Here is a 16,468-nt window from a genome sequence, read left to right on the forward strand (position 1 = left end):
CCGCCGGCCACGCGCCGGGCGCGCGTGCGTGCCCGCCGTTGTCGGTCACCGGTGCCATGATGGCAGCGTGCTGAGCCGCCGAATCGACGCCTACCTGGACCATTTGACGGTCGAGCGCGGTATGGCGCGCAACACGCTCGGTGCGTATCGGCGGGATCTGGGGCGGTACCTGGATTTTCTGACCGAGCGCGGGGTGGCGGATCTCACCGAGGTGCGGGAGTCCGACATATCCGATTTCGTGGTGTGGCTGCGGGCGGGTGACGCGGATCATGCCGCGCTGGCGGCGAGTTCGGCCGCGCGGGCGCTGGTCGCGGTGCGGGGCCTGCACCGATTCTCGGTCGCCGAGGGCGTCACCGAGGCGGACGTGGCGCATCCGGTCAAGCCGCCGACGCCCCCACGCCGCCTGCCCAAAGCGCTGCCCTACGACCAGATTTCGCGTTTGCTGGACGCCGCCGGCGCGGAGGGGCCCGACGCCCCGCGCGGTCTGCGCGACCGCGCCCTGCTGGAACTGCTCTACTCCACGGGCGCGCGCATCTCCGAGATCACCGCACTCGATGTGGACGACATCGACGCCGGCGACCGCGCTGTCGTGCTGCGCGGCAAGGGCGGTAAGCAACGGATGGTCCCGATCGGGCGGCCCGCGCTGGCCGCGGTGGACGCGTACCTGGTGCGCGGCCGGCCCGAGCTGTCCGGTCGCGGCCGGTCTACCCCCGCGCTCTTCCTCAATCACCGCGGCGGCCGGCTCACCCGCCAAACCGCTTGGCAGGTACTGCATTCCGCGGCCGATCGGGCCGGAATCGCCGCCAAGGTCTCCCCGCACACGCTGCGACATTCGTTCGCCACGCATCTGCTGGACGGTGGCGCGGATGTACGCGTGGTGCAGGAGTTACTCGGTCACGCCTCCGTAACCACCACGCAGATCTACACTCTGGTGACTGTCGGCACGCTCCACGAGGTCTGGGCAACAGCCCATCCGCGTGCCCGCTAGCGGGGCTGAAGTGCAGCTTCAGGGTGCGTGTCCGAACAGGGGTCTGACGCCGACAGGCGGTAGCGTCTAGAGGTGACCCGTCCGCACACGCGGTCGGGCGCGCCCCCACCGGCACTTTCGGTCCGGCGGGTAAGGGCAGGTACGTCGAAGGAGTAGCGGACGTGACGAAAGCCGGTGGTGCGGGCCAGCGGATCGAGACCGCCGCGCAAACCCTGTGGGAAGCCGCAGATGTGGCCAGCAGCCCGGAGCTCGGTCCCACCGGGCGCCCGCTGCGCGATATCCCGGATCCGCCGGAGCCCGACCACACGGGGGACGCGCTGGTCGTGGCGATGTGCAATCAGAAGGGCGGGGTGGGCAAGACCACCTCGACCATCAATCTCGGTGCGGCGCTGGCCGAATACGGTCGCCGCGTGCTGCTGGTGGATCTGGATCCGCAGGGCGCGCTCTCGGCCGGGCTCGGGGTGGCCCATCACGATCTCGATCTGACCGTGCACAACCTGCTGGTCGGGCCGGGCAAGATCAGCGTCGACCAGGTGCGGATGAACACCAAGGTGGACGGCATGGATCTGCTGCCGTCCAATATCGATCTGTCGGCGGCGGAGATCCAGCTCGTCAACGAGGTCGGCCGCGAGCACACCCTGGGCCGGGCGCTGGCGCCGCTGCGCAGTCAGTACGACTACATCCTCATCGACTGCCAGCCCTCGCTGGGTCTGCTCACCGTGAACGCGCTCGCCTGCGCGGACGGTGTGATCATTCCCATGGAGTGCGAGTACTTCTCGCTACGCGGGCTGGCGCTGCTCAACGACACCGTGGAGAAGGTGCGGGACCGGCTGAACCCCTCGCTCATCCTGTACGGCATCGTTGTCACCATGTTCGATGCCCGTCTGCTGCATTCGCGCCAGGTCATGACGCGCGTGGTCGAGGTGTTCGGTGACCTGGTCTACGACACCGTGATCTCGCGTACCGTGCGTTTCCCCGACGCCAGCGTCGCGGGTGAGCCGATCACCACCTGGGCGCCGAAATCCGGTGGTGCGGAAGCGTATCGGGCGATGGCGCGGGAAGTCATTCACCGGTCGGGCCGTTGAGCGATGCGGCTGAGCCGTTCGCGACCGATACCGCGGACGGAGATTCCGGCGTGTTCGACGCCGAGCGCGAGGGTGAACCGGGCGACGTCCTCGACGAGGTGATCGCCGATGCGGTCGTGTCCGAGCCGTCGGACGCCGCTCCGGAGAGCACGGGCGAGTCCGGCGACGCGGGCTCGAAAACCGGATTTCACCTGCGGCTCACCAATTTCCAGGGGCCTTTCGACCTGCTGCTGCAGCTGATCTCCTCGCGCCGGCTCGATGTCACCGAGGTGGCGCTGCACAAGGTCACCGACGAGTTCATCGCCTACACCAAGGCGCTGACCGCCAGCATGTCCGGCGAACAGGGCCTGCGCGCGGACAAGATCCTGGACGTGACCACCGAGTTCCTGGTGGTCGCCGCGACCCTGCTCGATCTCAAGGCCGCGCGCCTGCTGCCCTCGGGCGAGGTCTCGGACGAGGACGATCTGGAGTTGCTGGAGGCTCGCGACCTGCTCTTCGCGCGCCTGCTGCAGTACCGCGCCTTCAAACAGGTCGCGGAATTGCTGGGCGAGCTCGAGGCCGCTGCGCTGCAACGCTATCCGCGCGCGGTCTCGCTGGAGGAGCGCTACCTCGAGCTGTTGCCGGACGTTACCCTGGGAGTGGATGCCGCGGGTTTCGCGGAGGTCGCCGCGACCGCGTTCACCCCGCGCCCGGTGCCCACCGTCGGGCTCGATCACATTCATCAGCATTCGGTCTCGGTCGCCGAGCAGGCCGCCCTGGTTCTGGAGATGCTGAAGAGCCGCGGCGCCGGCGGCTGGACGAGCTTCACCGAGCTCTGCGCCGACTGCGAGGTGGCGGTGCAGATCGTCGCCCGCTTCCTGGCGCTGCTCGAGCTCTACCGCGGCAAGACGATCGAGTTCGACCAGCCCGATCCGCTGGGCCCGCTCGCGATCAGCTGGATCGGCGAGCTCGCGGACCAACCGGCCGAGCCGGTGACCATCGAGGAGGATTACGGTTGATCGAGTCAGTGCGCGCCGACGACGACGGTGATGCCGACCCCGTCGCGACCACCGCGCAATCGGATTCGAGCGAGCCCGCGTCGGCGGCCGGGGCCGGGTCGGCCGATTCGGCGGATGCCGATCTCTCGGTCGGCGTCGCGGATGATGACCGCGCGCCTGTTGACGCGGATATCACAGGTGAATCCGCACACGCTCCGGACTCGGCGGGCGAGGAACCGGGGCAGGGGCGGCTGGACTTCGGGGACGAGGGGGAAGCGGGGGAGTTCGACGCCCTCGACGAGGACGAGCTGCGGTCGGCGCTCGAGGCGATGCTGCTGGTCGTGGACGCCCCGGCGCCCGTCGAACTGCTCGCGGCGGCGGTCAACGACACCCCGCGGCGGGTGGAGACCCTGCTGCGGGAGATGTCGGCGGAGCTGACCGTGCGGCGCAGTGGCATGGATCTCAGGTTCGTGGGGGACGGGTGGCGGTACTACACGCGCACGGAGTTCGCGCCCTACGTGGAACGTATGCTGTTGGATGGCGCGCGCTCGAAACTGACCCGCGCCGCTTTGGAAACACTGGCGGTCATCGCGTACCGTCAACCGGTTACCCGAGCCCGTGTGAGTGCGGTGCGCGGAGTGAACGTGGACGGCGTGATCCGCACCCTGCTGGCGCGGGGGCTGATCGCGGAGAGTGGTGCGGACCCGGATACCAATGGCACCCGGTACGCCACCACCGAACTGTTCCTGGAACGGATCGGGCTCCCGTCCCTGGCGGAATTGCCGCCGTTGGCGCCCTTGCTCCCGGGCGTCGACCTGATCGACGAGATCAACGAGAGCCTGGAGACCGACCCCCGGTACACCAGGCTGAAAAAACCAGCCGAGTCGGACATCGACCTCGGCGCCGAGGATTGAAACAAGGACATCGTGAATACTCCCGCTCGCCGAGATGGCACACCGGAACGCAGTAAGGGTTACGAACCCAGAGGGTCTCAGCCGACCCGCGGCAGGGCCGACAGGTCCGCCCGAAGTGGCGATTCTTATGGCTCGCGCGGTGCGAGCGCACCACGCGGCGGAGCCCGCGGCGACGCGCAGTCCTGGGGCGGCGGCTCCGGCCGCGGCGATTCCCGGGGTGGCTCGCGCGGCGGCGCCGGCTCCTACGACAACTCGCGCGGCGGTTCCCGCGGCGCCGGCTCCTACGAGGGTTCGCGCGGCAATTCGCGCGGCGTCGGTTCGTCCTATGAGGGCTCGCGCGGCGGCTCGGGGTCGTACGGTTCCCGCGGCGGTTCCGACTCGCGTGGCGGTTCCCGCGGCGGTTCGGGCTACGGCGACTCGCGGTCGTTCGGCGGCAACTCCGGTCGCGGCGGCTACGAGGGTTCGCGCGGCGGAAACACCTCGCGCGGCGGCTACGAGGGCGCACGGGGCGGCACTTCGCGCGGCGGCTACGAGGGCTCGCGTGACGGAAACGCTTCGCGCGGCGGCGGTTACGACGGTTCGCGCGGCGGGAACTCGGCCCGCGGCGGCTCCTACGAAGGCGCGCGCGGCACTTCGCGCGGCGCGGCCCCGTCCGCCCGCACCAATTCCTCCGCTCCGCGCGGCGGCGACGCCCGGGGCGCCCAGGGCCGCAGCGGTTTCGGCCGCCCGGCCACGCCCGCGGCCCAGCCCGCCGCCAAGAAGGTGCATCGGCCCTCGCCCGATGTGTCGGTACTGCTGAGCAACGCCAAGCCCGCCCGGCACCAGCACGTGGATCAGCCCGAGGCCGGCGGCCCGAAGAAGCTGCCGTGGGGCGAGGGCGAGCGGCTGCAGAAGGTGCTCGCCAAGGCGGGTGTGGCCTCGCGCCGCGCCGCCGAGGAGATGATCGACGCCGGCCGCATCGAGGTCGACGGCAAGATCGTGCGCGAGCAGGGCCTGCGCATCGACCCGCAGAACGCGGTGGTCCGCGTGGACGGCGTGCGCGTCGTGGTGCGGTCCGAGCAGGTCTACCTGGCGCTGAACAAGCCCAAGGGCTGGCAGTCCACCATGAGCGACGAGATGGGCCGCCCGTGCGTGGGCGACATCGTCGCCGAGCGGGTCGCCGCCGGGCAGCGCCTGTTCCACGTCGGCCGCCTGGACGCCGACACCGAGGGCCTGCTGCTGCTCACCAACGACGGCGATCTGGCGCACCGCCTGATGCACCCGTCGTTCGAGGTGTCCAAGACCTACCTGGCCACGGTCAACGGCGAGGTCAAGGAACGTCAGGTCGCCAAGCTGCTGCGCGAGGGCGTGGAGCTGGAGGACGGCCCGGCCAAGGTCGACAAGTTCGTCGTGCTCGAGGTCGGTCAGGGCCGTTCGCTGGTCAAGGTGGTCCTGCACGAGGGTCGCAAGCACATCGTTCGCCGCCTGCTGGCCGCGGTCGATCACCCGGTCATCGCGCTGGTGCGCACCCATATCGGCCCGGTCGCCCTCGGCGATCAGCGGCCGGGTGCGCTGCGGGTGCTGGGCCGGGACGAAATCGGGAAGCTCTACGAGGCGGTGTCGTTGTGAATGGTGTGAGTTCGCTGATCGAGGAGACCGGTGAGGTGACGGGTACGTCGTCGCTCGTCGTTGCCATGGACGGACCGTCCGGCACCGGCAAGTCCAGTGTTTCGCGCCTGCTCGCCACGCGGCTGGGCGCGAGCTATCTCGATACCGGCGCCATGTACCGGGTCGCGACGCTGCGCGTGCTGCGCGGTGGCGTCGATCTGGACGATGCCGCCGCGATCGCGGTGGCGGTCAAGGAGTTGCCGCTGACGATCGGCAACGATCCCAGCCGCGAGGTGATTCTGCTCGACGGTGAGGACGTGTCCTCGGAGATCCGCGGCGACGCGGTGACCAAGGCCGTGTCCGCGGTGTCGGCCGTGCCCGAGGTGCGCGAGCTGCTGGTCGCCATGCAGCGCGATATCGCCGCGGCCGCGGGCCGAATCGTGGTGGAGGGCCGCGACATCGGCACGGTGGTGCTGACCGGCGCCGACGTGAAGATCTATCTGACCGCGTCCGCTCAGGCCCGCGCGCAGCGCCGCAACGCGCAGAACATCGCCGAGGGCCGGGGCGACGATTACGAGGCGGTGCTGGCCGATGTCCAGCGCCGCGACAACCTCGATTCCACCCGCAAGGTGTCCCCGCTGCGTCCGGCCGAGGACGCGATCCTGGTGGACACCAGCGACCTGAACAAGGACGAGGTTATCGACGAGCTGTATCGCGTTGTGCGGCAGCAGATTTCGGCAGGAGGCGCGCAGTGACGCAGGACACCTTCGCCGGTGACGGCATCTGGTCGGACGAATCCGATTGGGAGATCGCCGAACTCGAAGGCGAGGAGAGTGGCGAGTTCCTCGCCATGCCCACCCTGGCCATTGTCGGCCGGCCGAACGTCGGCAAATCGACTCTGGTGAACCGTATTCTGGGCCGTCGCGAAGCGGTGGTCGAGGACGTTCCGGGCGTCACCCGCGACCGCATCTCGTACGAGGCCAACTGGGCCGGGCGGCGATTCCTGGTGCAGGACACCGGCGGCTGGGAGCCCGACGCCAAGGGACTGCAGCAGTCGGTGGCCCGCCAGGCCGAGGTCGCCATGAACACCGCGGACGCGATCCTGGTGGTCGTGGACGCCACGGTCGGCGCGACCTCCACCGACGAAGCGGTGGCCAAGGTGCTGCGCCGCTCCAAGACCCCGGTCATCCTGGTGGCCAACAAGGTCGACAACCAGAAGATCGAATCCGACGCGGCCGAGCTGTGGTCGCTGGGTCTGGGCGAGCCGAAGATGATCTCCGCCGCGCACGGTCGCGGCACCGGTGATCTGCTCGACGACATCCTGTCGGTGCTGCCCGAGACCCCGCGCGAGGGCACCGGCCAGATCGGCGGCCCGCGCCGCGTGACGCTGGTCGGCAAGCCGAACGTCGGCAAGTCCAGTCTGCTGAACAAGCTGTCGGGCGCCGAGCGTTCGGTGGTGCACGATGTCGCGGGCACCACGGTCGACCCGGTCGACTCGCTGGTCCAATTGGGCGGCAAGACCTGGAATTTCGTCGACACCGCCGGTCTGCGCCGCAAGGTGGCCAACGCCAGCGGCACCGAGTTCTACGCCTCGCTGCGCACCAAGTCGGCCATGGAGGCCGCCGAGGTCGTGGTCATGCTGATCGACGCCTCGCAGCCGGTGACCGAACAGGATCTGCGCGTCATCTCCATGGTGGCCGAGACCGGCCGCGCGCTGGTGATCGCCTACAACAAGTGGGATCTGGTCGACGAGGACCGCCGCGAGCAGCTCGAGCGGGAGATCGACCGCGAGATGGTGCAGGTCCGCTGGGCGCAGCGGGTCAACATCTCCGCGCACACCGGTCGCGCCGTGCAGAAGCTGGTTCCCGCGATGGAAACCGCGCTGGAGTCGTGGGACAAGCGCATTTCCACGGGCCGCCTGAACAATTGGCTCAAGGAGGTCGTGGCCGCGACCCCGCCGCCGATGCGCGGCGGTCGCCTGCCCCGCGTGCTGTTCGCGACCCAGGCCTCGACCCGCCCGCCGACGTTCGTGCTCTTCACCACCGGCTTCCTCGAGGCGGGCTACCGCCGCTTCATCGAGCGCAAGCTGCGCGAGGAGTTCAACTTCGACGGCTCCCCGGTGCGCGTGAACGTGCGCGTGCGCGAGAAGCGCGACCGGAACAAGAAGTAGTAGCACCCCGACAGGCCCTCGATCGCGAGTGAATCCACTTGCCGTCGAGGGCCTTTCGCATTCTCCCTTGGCGCTCCGGTCGCACCCGGCTATGGTTGATCCCATGATCGAGCGAATCGAGACCACCCTTTCCCGGTGAGTGCACCCCACGAGCGCAGTGCGCTCGAGCACCCGGATTCCCTGTTCGACCACATCACCGCGCTGCATCTGCGTAGTCCGGACGGTCCGTTGCCCGAGGGGACCGATACCCGCACGGATGCCGTGCTCGCACAACTGCGCCGGCATGATTCGGTCTCCTACGCCGACCGCCGCCGATCGCTCGTCACCGCGCTGACGACCTTCTTCGCCGAACCGGACGCCCCACCCGAACGCCTGCACCGGTTGCTGACCGCACCGGATATCGCCGCCGATAACGTCAGCTGTCTGCGGCAATTGTTTCCGCTGCCGGACGTCGAGCCACCCACCCCCGACCGGGCGCGTGAACTCGGGACGTGGCTGGTTCGCTACGGCCGCGACGTCCGTCCCATCCTGATCGGTCTGCTGCTGCTCGAGTCGACCGCGCGTCCGGAAGACATTCCGCTGCTCCGCATCATGGCCCTGCTCCCGTGCTTCGCCGAACGCGCCATCGCGATCCTGGGCACCCTGCCCGGCGCGGCCTTCGACCTGGTCTGGCTGGCGACGCGCACCCGCCGATTCGGCCGCATCGGTGTGATGAGCGCACTCTGCGAGCAGGCGGATCCCGCTGCGCGACAATGGCTCCTGCGCAATGCCTTCGTCACCGAACATCCCGGCTCGAGTGACCAGGCCCGGCGTATCGCCGAAGTGACGCGACTCGCGGACGCGCTCGTCGAGGACGGTAACGACGACGCCGTCCGCGATCAGGCGATCACGCTGCTGGTGCAGATGACCTCGCATCGGGACTACCGCACCGAGATCGAGAGATACCCCGACGCCCGTCGTGTGCTGACGCTGTTGGCGGATCAGGTTCCGCTGATGGTCCCGACGGCGGCCCGATGCGCCGCGTTGACGGCGCTCGTGGAGGACCTGCGCACCGGTGCCGCGCACTGCCTGGACTGGAAACCCGGCGAACGCGCGGCGGTGCTCGGCGACCTGACGCGCGTTCTGCGGAGCCCGGCCTGGCAGGCAACTCTGTTCGAGCAGCCGGACGACCGGGACCCGTTCGCGGCGTGGCGCGCGCGATGGGTGCGGGATCGCCTCGCCTCGCCGCCCGGCGCGTCCGAGGACCACCCGCTTCGAGAAGGTCAGAGTCACTTGGAGATTCGTGTCGTCAGCCCCGCGGTGCCGGGGCCCGGGGTCTGCGGCAACGCCGAGACCAGGATCCTCGTCGATGGCCACCCGATCCTCGTCACGGCCTTTCCGGTGGGCGCGGGCGGGGCGCCCGAACTCGTGCTCGACGGCGGTGGTCTCCGCGCGGCGCGGACCCCGCGCAAGGTCAGGCTGGCCACCGCCTACTGCGCCGAAGGATGCTGTGGCGCACTGTATGTCACGATCGTTCGCGAGGGCGACGAGGTCGTCTGGCGGGACTGGCAGACGGCCGGCGCGAGCGAGCCGCCGCCCGAATTCCGCTTCGCCGCGGCGGCATACGACCGCGAAATATCCCGCGCCGAGTCCGATACGAGCTGGGAGTGGCCCGCCCGCACCCTGAGCCGCCGGATCCACTCCGAACTCCGTGCCGACCCGAGCATTCTGGCCCGCTGGGACTGTTCGATCAGCTGGATCCTGGCGTGGACGCGGGACATCGACCTGGCCAAGGTCTACTTGATGTCGACAACCGAACGGCCACAGCGGCAATTCGGCTTCAGCGTCCGAGTCGACCCCGCCGACCCCGAAGCTCAGGCCCTTGCCCTGATCGAGGCTCTCCGCACGATCGATCCGCGCGAGGTCTCCCGTTCCCACGACGGCACCGGCCCGGGGTGATATCCGCGGCGCCACCTCGGCTCCCGCTCACGTGCCCCGACCGGCGGATCGGTCAGTCCTCCGGCTCCTCGAAGGTCGCGATGAACTGGGCGTACCCGTCCAGTAGCCGATCCAGGGCGAACGTGAAATCCGCTTCCTCCCAATTGATTTCCTCGTCGTCGAACGCGCGGTGGGCGATCGCGCTGGCGACGGCGGGGAAGCGGGCGGGGTCAAGGACCAGGCTCAGGGCGGCGGAGTAGTCGAGTTCGTTCTCGACGCTCTTGACGGTGTCGCGCAGGAACCGGGTGCGGCCGATGACGTACAGCGACAGGTTCACCACCAGTTGCAGGCGCACCGGTTCGGGGGCGGCGATGCCGGACAGCGCCGTCATGCCCGCTTCGAGCCAGCCCATGTTGTTCGGGCCCACGGGGGGAGTGGTGAGCGGAATGTCGAGCCACCAGTCGTGCCGCCGGATCGCGTGGAACTCGCCCCAGGCCCAGGCTTCGAGGCCGGCGCGCCAGTCCGCGCCGGGCGGGATCACCGGCGGATCGCCGATGGCCCGGTCCGAGAGCAGCTCGACCAGGGTTTCCTTGCTGTCCACGTAGCGGTAGAGCGACATGGTGGTGAATCCGAGCTCCTTGGCGAGCTTGCCCATGGAGAGTCCGGCGTAGCCGTCGGCATCCGCGATTCTGATGGCGGCGTCGAGGATCTGGTCCAGGCTGAGCCCGCGTTTGGGCCCGCGGGTGCCCGCACTGTCCGTGTCCCACATGAGCTTCATCGCCGGGGGTAGGACCTGCTCCTCGTTCGCCACCGGGCCTCCTGTTCGTATCCGCCGCGCACATCCTGCGTCACCATCTTGCGCCATGCCAAGAACTGTGTACGCTATAAAACACAGTGTATGACATACACAGTTTCGGATCGCATTCGGATTCAGAGGACCCCATGACAGCAGTCAGCCGACGGCCCGCCATCGAAGTCTCCGGGCTCGTCAAATCGTTCGGCCAGCACCACGTTCTGCGCGGCATCGACGTGAATGTCCCTGCGGGAACGGTCTTCTCGCTACTCGGCCCGAACGGTGCGGGCAAGTCCACCATGCTCCGCATCCTCACCACGCTCGGCACGCGCGACGGGGGAGAGGTGCTGGTCGGCGGCCACGATCCGGCTCGCGAGGGCGACAAGGTGCGCGCGGCCATAGGCGTCACGGGGCAGAACTCCTCGGTGGACGAGGTGCTCACCGGCGCGGAGAACCTCCGCCTGGCCGGGCGGCTCCTGCACCTGGGTGCGGCGGAAACAGCAAGGCGCACAACGACTCTGCTGAAGCAGTTCGACCTGGTCGAGGCCGCGTCGAAACGCGTCGGTACCTATTCGGGCGGTATGGTGCGCCGACTCGACCTGGCCATGAGCCTGATGGGCGACCCGCGCATCGTCTTCCTCGACGAGCCGACCACGGGCCTGGATCCGCGCAGCCGCCGCGAACTCTGGGACGTCATCCGCGGCCTGGTCGGCCAGGGCGTCACCATCTTCCTCACCACGCAGTATCTCGAGGAGGCCGATCAGCTCGCCGACCGGATCGCCGTGCTCGACGGCGGCCGCATCGTCGCCGAGGGCACCGCGGCCGAGCTGAAACAGCTGGTGCCGGGCGGGCATCTGCGCCTGACCTTCGCCGACGCCGACGGCCTCGCCGCGGCGGTGCGGGTGGTGCCGGCCGGTGAGGTCGACGCCGAGCAACTGGCCCTGGACGTACCCTCGGACGGCTCCGTCGGCGATATCCGCGGCCTGCTCGACCGTTTCGACGATCACGATCTCACCATCGACCGTCTCGCCATTCACACCCCGGATCTCGACGATGTCTTCTTCGCGCTGACCGGAACCGACCGGAAAGGCTCTCAGTCGTGACCACTCTCGTTCGCGCGGCCCAGGATTCGACCACCATGCTCGGCCGGAGTGCGCGCCACACCCTGCGTAGTCCGGACACGCTGCTGATGACAGTCGCCATTCCGGTCGTCATTCTGCTCATGTTCGTCTACGTATTCGGCGGCGCGATGAGCGTCGGCACCGGCGAATACATCGATTACGTGGTGCCCGGGATCATTCTGCTGTGCGCGGGTTTCGGCGCCGCGCTGACCGCGCCCCGGGTGGCGACCGATATGCACAACGGCATCGTCGATCGCTTCCGCGCGATGGCCATCTCCCGCTCGTCGGTCCTCTCGGGTCATGTGGTGGAGAGCGTCATCCGCAATCTCCTCACCACCGGCCTGGTCATTCTGGTGGCGGTGGCGCTGGGCTTCGGGCCGACGGGTGATCCGCTGCGCTGGCTCGCGGTGGCCGGGTTGCTCGCGTTCTACATCCTGGCGCTGTCCTGGCTGGCCGCGGCGCTGGGCCTGCTGGCCCCGAATCCGGAGGCGGCCAACGGTTTCACCTTCAGTTTCATGTTCCTGCCCTACATCAGCAGCGCGTTCGTCCCGGTGCACACCCTGCCGAGCTGGCTGCGCGGTTTCGCCGAACACCAGCCCGTCACCTCGATCACCGAGACCACCCGCGGCCTGCTCATGGGCACGCCGATAGGCAACAGCGCCGCCATCGCCCTGGCCTGGTGCGCGGGAATCGCGCTGGTGGGCTACGTCGCCGCCGGCGTCCTGTACCGCCGCCGCGGCCGGGACTGACCCGCACCCGAACCGTCGATGTCGTGGCCGCCCGGGGGAGCCCGAGCGGCCACGACATTCCTTTACCCGGATATGCGCATCTGAGCATGTGGTACCGGTATGCCGTATTCGCGATCGAGTTCCGCTGCGTCACAGAAAAACCCGCCCGGACCTCCCGGGCAGCGGCCGCCGGACATCCTAAGCCGCAGCCGGATTCGCCGGGTGGCCGTTTCCATCGGCTGTTGGGTTTCGCACACTTCCTACCAAGCAAATGCTTGGGTTGGTAACGTCGAAGGGGCAGGAGGACGGTGACGGGCAACCAGTCGCAACGCAGCGACAATCGCACTGCCATACCGGACCGCGCGGGCGCGGCCGTCGGAATATCAATGGGGATGTGACCGGGGGCAATTCTTTTCGGCTCGCAGCTGGATCAAGTGTCGGCGTATGTCGTCGCGTACAGCCCGTCACCGGCAACGCAATACGACAGGACAATTTCATGGACAAGACACCCGTACTGCCCGATCCCAACCACCCGCTGCTGCCGTTCGCGCGGGCCTACACGAGTTACTTCACGCCCAAGGTCACCGGTATCGAGAATCTGCCGGCCTCGGGTCCCGCGCTGATCATCGGCAACCATTCCTCGATCTACTGGGCGCCGGAGGTGTGGATCACCTTCATGGCCGCCCTGGATCGCAGGCCGAACGAGCCGACCTACGGTGTGGCACACGAAATCCTTTTGCGCGCACCGGGAATCGGTGACGGCCTGCGCGGCTTCGGTGTGATTCCGGCCTCGCAGGAGGCCGCCGCGGCCGGGCTCAAGGACGGCGGCGCGGTCATGGTCTACCCCGGCGGGGACTGGGAAGCCTGCCGGCCGTGGACCGAGCGCGGCAAGGTGGATTTCGCCAATCGCAAGGGCTTCATCCGGCTCGCGCTCAAGCTCGGGGTGCCGGTGATTCCGGCGGTCGCCAACGGCGGGCACGACTCGATCTTCATCCTCAGCCGTGGGGAGAGCACCGCGCGTGCGCTGGGCATCGACAAGCTGTTGCGCGCCAAGGTGTTTCCGTACACCGTCGGCCTGCCGTTCGGTGTCGCGCCGGTGCTGCCGCAGATCCCGCTGCCCTCGCACGTGGACGTGAGCTTCCTGCCCGCCCTGGACTGGTCCACCCAACCGGGTGATCCGGAGGACGCCGAGCTGGTGGACGGGCTCTACGACGAGACGCTCGGCGTCATGCAGGCCGAGCTCGATCGGCTGCGCGCCGCGACGCCCAACCCGGTGCTGACCGGATTGAAGAACCACGTGGCCGGGCTGCCCGGTCCGCTGTCGGGGCTGGCGAACCTGCTGTAACCGCACCGCCCCGCGCGGGGCGGCCGAGAGCGGCTCCCGGAGATGGACTCCGGGAGCCGTTTTCGTCGCCCTGCCGATTTCCCGGCGTTTATGCCAGGCGATTTGTCTGTTTTGTGGTTAACTTTCGGCAAGCTTTGGCGGACGGCTTTTCGGCGAGCGGCCCGGTGACGGGCACGGACCGTGGCGCTCGCGCCGCCCGGACCGAGAGGCTGGAAAGCATGACGCGCCTTCTGGATTCGCTGCATTCGGTGGGTCCCGCGATAGCGACGGTGGGCGCGCTCGCGGCCATTCTGATCGTTCCGGTCATCGTCGATCACGCGGTCCCGACCCGGGAGACTCCCGTCTCGAAGGGTGACACCATCACCCTGTCCGCGAGCGGTGTCGGCGCGATCAACGGCGGCGTGGATCCGGCCAACGCCATCACCTTCGCGGTGCCCGAGGCTATGGCGCGCGTCGCCACCGGCAGCGAGTCCACCGCGGTGCTCAGATCCGAGATCGGCGAACAGCGCATGATCATCTCGGTGGTCGACGGCATCACCGATTTCGACACCGCCGCGCCCCGGTTGCTGCTGCCGATCAAGGCCTCGGGTCAGGCCGCCGATTTCGACGGCGGCCGCATCGACGACGGTTCGTTCCGCGGCCTCACCTGTGTGCTGCCGGGGACGGCGGGCGCGGTGTGCGCGGTGGCCAACAGCGGCGACATCGGGGTGACGATCACCGTGTCCGGCCCGACCCGGGAGGCGGGCCGGGCCCTGATCGACATGGTGCTCGCGAGCACGAAGGCGGTGGAGCTGTGAGTTGGGTGCAGCCGCGTTCGGCGCTGTTCTGGGTGTACTGCGCGGCCCTGGTGTTCGGGCCGCTGCTGTTCCTGATCCAGGCGTTCGGCCTGGTGGTCTACGGCGGCGGACCGGCCCTGGCCGCGCTGCCGATCACCGCGCTGACGTTCCTGGTGTTCGGCGGAATCCTGTTCTGGCTGGACATGTTCCGGGCCCGGACCCGGCTGCTCGCGCCGATCGTGATGGGTTTCGCCTGGGGTGCGCTGGTGTGGCCGGGTACCGCGCTGTGGGCCAACGACCGGGTGACGCGGGTGGTCACGAACCTGGGCGGCGACGAGTTCGCCTCGAACTGGCAGGCCGCCATCGCCGCGCCCATCGACGAGGAGTTCATCAAGGCGATCGGCATCGCGGTGGTGGCGGTGCTGTTCCGGTCGCGGCTGAGTCGCCCGATGCACGGCTTCCTGATCGGCGGCGCGGTCGGTCTGGGCGCGCAGATCTCCGAGGACATGCTGTACAGCCTGCAGACGGCGGTGGCCTCGCCGCAGCACCCGGTGCTCGACGTGTTCGTGGTGGCGCTGCTGCGCCTGCTCACCGCGTTCACATCGCACTGGGCCATGTCGGCGCTGGTGGGTGTCGGCATCGTCGTGCTGCTGACGCGCACCGACCGGTCGTGGGTGTGGCGGATCGCGACCTTCGCGCTGTTCTATCTGCTCGCGGTGTCCATGCACGCGATCTTCGACGCGCCGCGCGCGGCCGGCCCCGGTGTCGTGGCGCTGTTCCTGCCGGTGGTGATCGACCTGGCGATCTTCCTGCTCGCCTACCGCTGGGTGCTGGGCGAGGAACGGAAGTGGTTCCGCGCCACCATCTCCCAGCCGGCCGCGCGGGAGCTGGGCCCACTGTCGGCGCTGGAGTCGCTGCTGACGCACGGCCGGCGGCGCAAGGCGCGGGCGGCGCTGCGCACGTCGTTCCACTACACGCGCCCGCAGGCCAAACAGTACGAGCGGGATCTGCTGACCCGGATCGCCGCGCTCGCGGACGAGCCGCCGCCGCCCGTGCGCCAGGCTCCGTCGGATGTCCTGTGGACCGACCAGCAAACCGTGCCCCGGTAGCGTACGGGCACCGGTTTTTGCATCGAATGAAATCTCGAGCGCGCCGATAACCTGCCTCTTGTGACCCTGGCGCTAGCTTGTTGGGTATGAGTGAGGCCGAATCACTACCCGCGGATCCGGGATTGGAGCGCAGAAGCGAGCTGCTGGAGAGACGTCAGCAAGCGCTGCGCAACTACCTCGATGCCAGCGGCGATGTGGCGGCCGTCCGGATTCGCGCCAATCTCACCGGCTGGCGGCGCTGGATGGCCCGGCTGCCCGGTGCGTCCATCGCCAACGCGGCCGGTCGGCGCGACGCGCTGCTGCGCGAACTGGCCCATCACGGGGTGGGAGCGGACGACCACGACTGGGGTGTGCTGTCCGGGGGTCGCATTCGCAGTCTCGGGCGCTCGATCTGTCTCGAACACACCCTGCGGGACCTGATCGCGGACTACGAGGCGACCGCGCCGCAGTGGGCGCGGCAGTTGCAGGTGGTGTTCGAGACCGCCGAGCGCACGCGCCCGCCGGCCGCGCACGGGGACCGGGCCGCGGTGTCGGAGCTGACCGAGCTGGTGGTCGCGGTGACCCGGGCCGCGCCGGACGAGGACGCCGCGCGCCGGCTCGCCGATCATCTGCCGGGCGAGCTGCGCCCGCTGCCGCCGGACGTGCTGGCCCTGCGCCGCGCCGACGCGCTGGCCGAGGTGGTGTTCGACCTGTACGCCGACACGATCAAACTCGACAACATCACCGTCACTCCCGAGCTGCGCGGGTCGGGTTTCGGCTCGGCGCTGCTGGGTCAGCTGTGCCGGGCCGCGGACGCCCAGCACCTGTACATCGTCGGCCAGCTCGTGCCGACCTTCCGCGACGACGATTCCGCGGTGCCGACCCTGGCGGCGTGGTGCCGGCGACACGGGTTCGCGGTCAACGAACGCCTCGGCGGGCGCATCGTGCGCACGCCCGCGAGCGTCTCGGCCTGAGGGCT

Annotated in this window: 15 protein-coding genes; 14 read left to right on the plus strand and 1 reads right to left on the minus strand. The window is 69.2% G+C overall.

The window, feature by feature from the left end; translation table 11 throughout:
- The first annotated feature begins 67 nt into the window (after positions 1-67).
- The 8 genes from xerD to ACWDOP_RS33960 all read left to right on the plus strand — a co-directional run bounded on the left by xerD (position 68) and on the right by ACWDOP_RS33960 (position 9,659).
- Positions 68-988 (plus strand): site-specific tyrosine recombinase XerD, encoded by a 921-nt coding sequence (gene xerD / locus ACWDOP_RS33925; RefSeq protein ID WP_456348321.1) that lies wholly within the window; start codon positions 68-70, stop codon positions 986-988.
- A 191-nt stretch (positions 989-1,179) separates the two neighbouring features.
- Positions 1,180-2,073 carry a ParA family protein gene (locus ACWDOP_RS33930; RefSeq protein ID WP_454200574.1) on the plus strand — a complete coding sequence of 298 codons (894 nt, stop codon included), beginning with the start codon at positions 1,180-1,182 and terminating at the stop codon, positions 2,071-2,073.
- Between the two features lie 101 nt (positions 2,074-2,174).
- A complete protein-coding gene (locus tag ACWDOP_RS33935; RefSeq protein WP_456348354.1) occupies positions 2,175-3,071 on the plus strand; it encodes a segregation and condensation protein A in 897 nt (298 codons plus the stop codon).
- 230 nt (positions 3,072-3,301) lie between these two features.
- Complete coding sequence (gene scpB, locus ACWDOP_RS33940) at positions 3,302-3,964, plus strand: SMC-Scp complex subunit ScpB (protein ID WP_454200576.1); 663 nt, start codon at positions 3,302-3,304, stop codon at positions 3,962-3,964.
- 12 nt (positions 3,965-3,976) lie between these two features.
- The gene (locus tag ACWDOP_RS33945) at positions 3,977-5,572 is read left to right on the plus strand and encodes a pseudouridine synthase (protein ID WP_456348322.1); all 1,596 of its coding nucleotides are present in this window, start codon (positions 3,977-3,979) and stop codon (positions 5,570-5,572) included.
- Positions 5,573-5,637: 65 nt separating this feature from the next.
- Positions 5,638-6,306, plus strand: coding sequence for a (d)CMP kinase (gene cmk, locus ACWDOP_RS33950; RefSeq protein ID WP_456348355.1), 669 nt, complete (start codon positions 5,638-5,640; stop codon positions 6,304-6,306).
- A complete protein-coding gene (gene der, locus ACWDOP_RS33955) occupies positions 6,303-7,721 on the plus strand; it encodes a ribosome biogenesis GTPase Der (protein WP_456348323.1) in 1,419 nt (472 codons plus the stop codon). The genes cmk and der overlap by 4 nt, the downstream gene beginning before the upstream one ends.
- A gap of 135 nt (positions 7,722-7,856) precedes the next feature.
- Positions 7,857-9,659 carry a hypothetical protein gene (locus tag ACWDOP_RS33960; RefSeq protein ID WP_456348324.1) on the plus strand — a complete coding sequence of 601 codons (1,803 nt, stop codon included), beginning with the start codon at positions 7,857-7,859 and terminating at the stop codon, positions 9,657-9,659.
- A 52-nt stretch (positions 9,660-9,711) separates the two neighbouring features.
- Here the strand turns inward: ACWDOP_RS33960 and ACWDOP_RS33965 are convergent, their stop codons facing one another.
- Positions 9,712-10,449 (minus strand): TetR/AcrR family transcriptional regulator, encoded by a 738-nt coding sequence (locus ACWDOP_RS33965; protein ID WP_456348325.1) that lies wholly within the window; start codon positions 10,447-10,449, stop codon positions 9,712-9,714.
- 131 nt (positions 10,450-10,580) lie between these two features.
- On the opposite strand from ACWDOP_RS33965, the gene ACWDOP_RS33970 reads away from it, so the two are divergent.
- From ACWDOP_RS33970 to ACWDOP_RS33995, 6 genes are all read left to right on the plus strand, one after another.
- Positions 10,581-11,534 (plus strand): ATP-binding cassette domain-containing protein, encoded by a 954-nt coding sequence (locus tag ACWDOP_RS33970; RefSeq protein WP_456348326.1) that lies wholly within the window; start codon positions 10,581-10,583, stop codon positions 11,532-11,534.
- Between the two features lie 35 nt (positions 11,535-11,569).
- A complete protein-coding gene (locus ACWDOP_RS33975; protein ID WP_456348356.1) occupies positions 11,570-12,301 on the plus strand; it encodes an ABC transporter permease in 732 nt (243 codons plus the stop codon).
- A 475-nt stretch (positions 12,302-12,776) separates the two neighbouring features.
- Complete coding sequence (locus tag ACWDOP_RS33980) at positions 12,777-13,625, plus strand: lysophospholipid acyltransferase family protein (protein ID WP_456348327.1); 849 nt, start codon at positions 12,777-12,779, stop codon at positions 13,623-13,625.
- 218 nt (positions 13,626-13,843) lie between these two features.
- On the plus strand, positions 13,844-14,422 hold the full coding sequence (locus tag ACWDOP_RS33985) for a hypothetical protein (RefSeq protein ID WP_454200109.1): 579 nt from the start codon (positions 13,844-13,846) through the stop codon (positions 14,420-14,422).
- Complete coding sequence (locus tag ACWDOP_RS33990; protein ID WP_456348328.1) at positions 14,419-15,510, plus strand: PrsW family intramembrane metalloprotease; 1,092 nt, start codon at positions 14,419-14,421, stop codon at positions 15,508-15,510. Before ACWDOP_RS33985 ends, ACWDOP_RS33990 begins: the two co-directional genes overlap by 4 nt.
- Before the next feature lie 86 nt (positions 15,511-15,596).
- Positions 15,597-16,463, plus strand: coding sequence for a hypothetical protein (locus ACWDOP_RS33995; RefSeq protein WP_456348329.1), 867 nt, complete (start codon positions 15,597-15,599; stop codon positions 16,461-16,463).
- Positions 16,464-16,468: the final 5 nt, after the last annotated feature.

The organism is Nocardia sp. NPDC003693 (assembly GCF_053981095.1).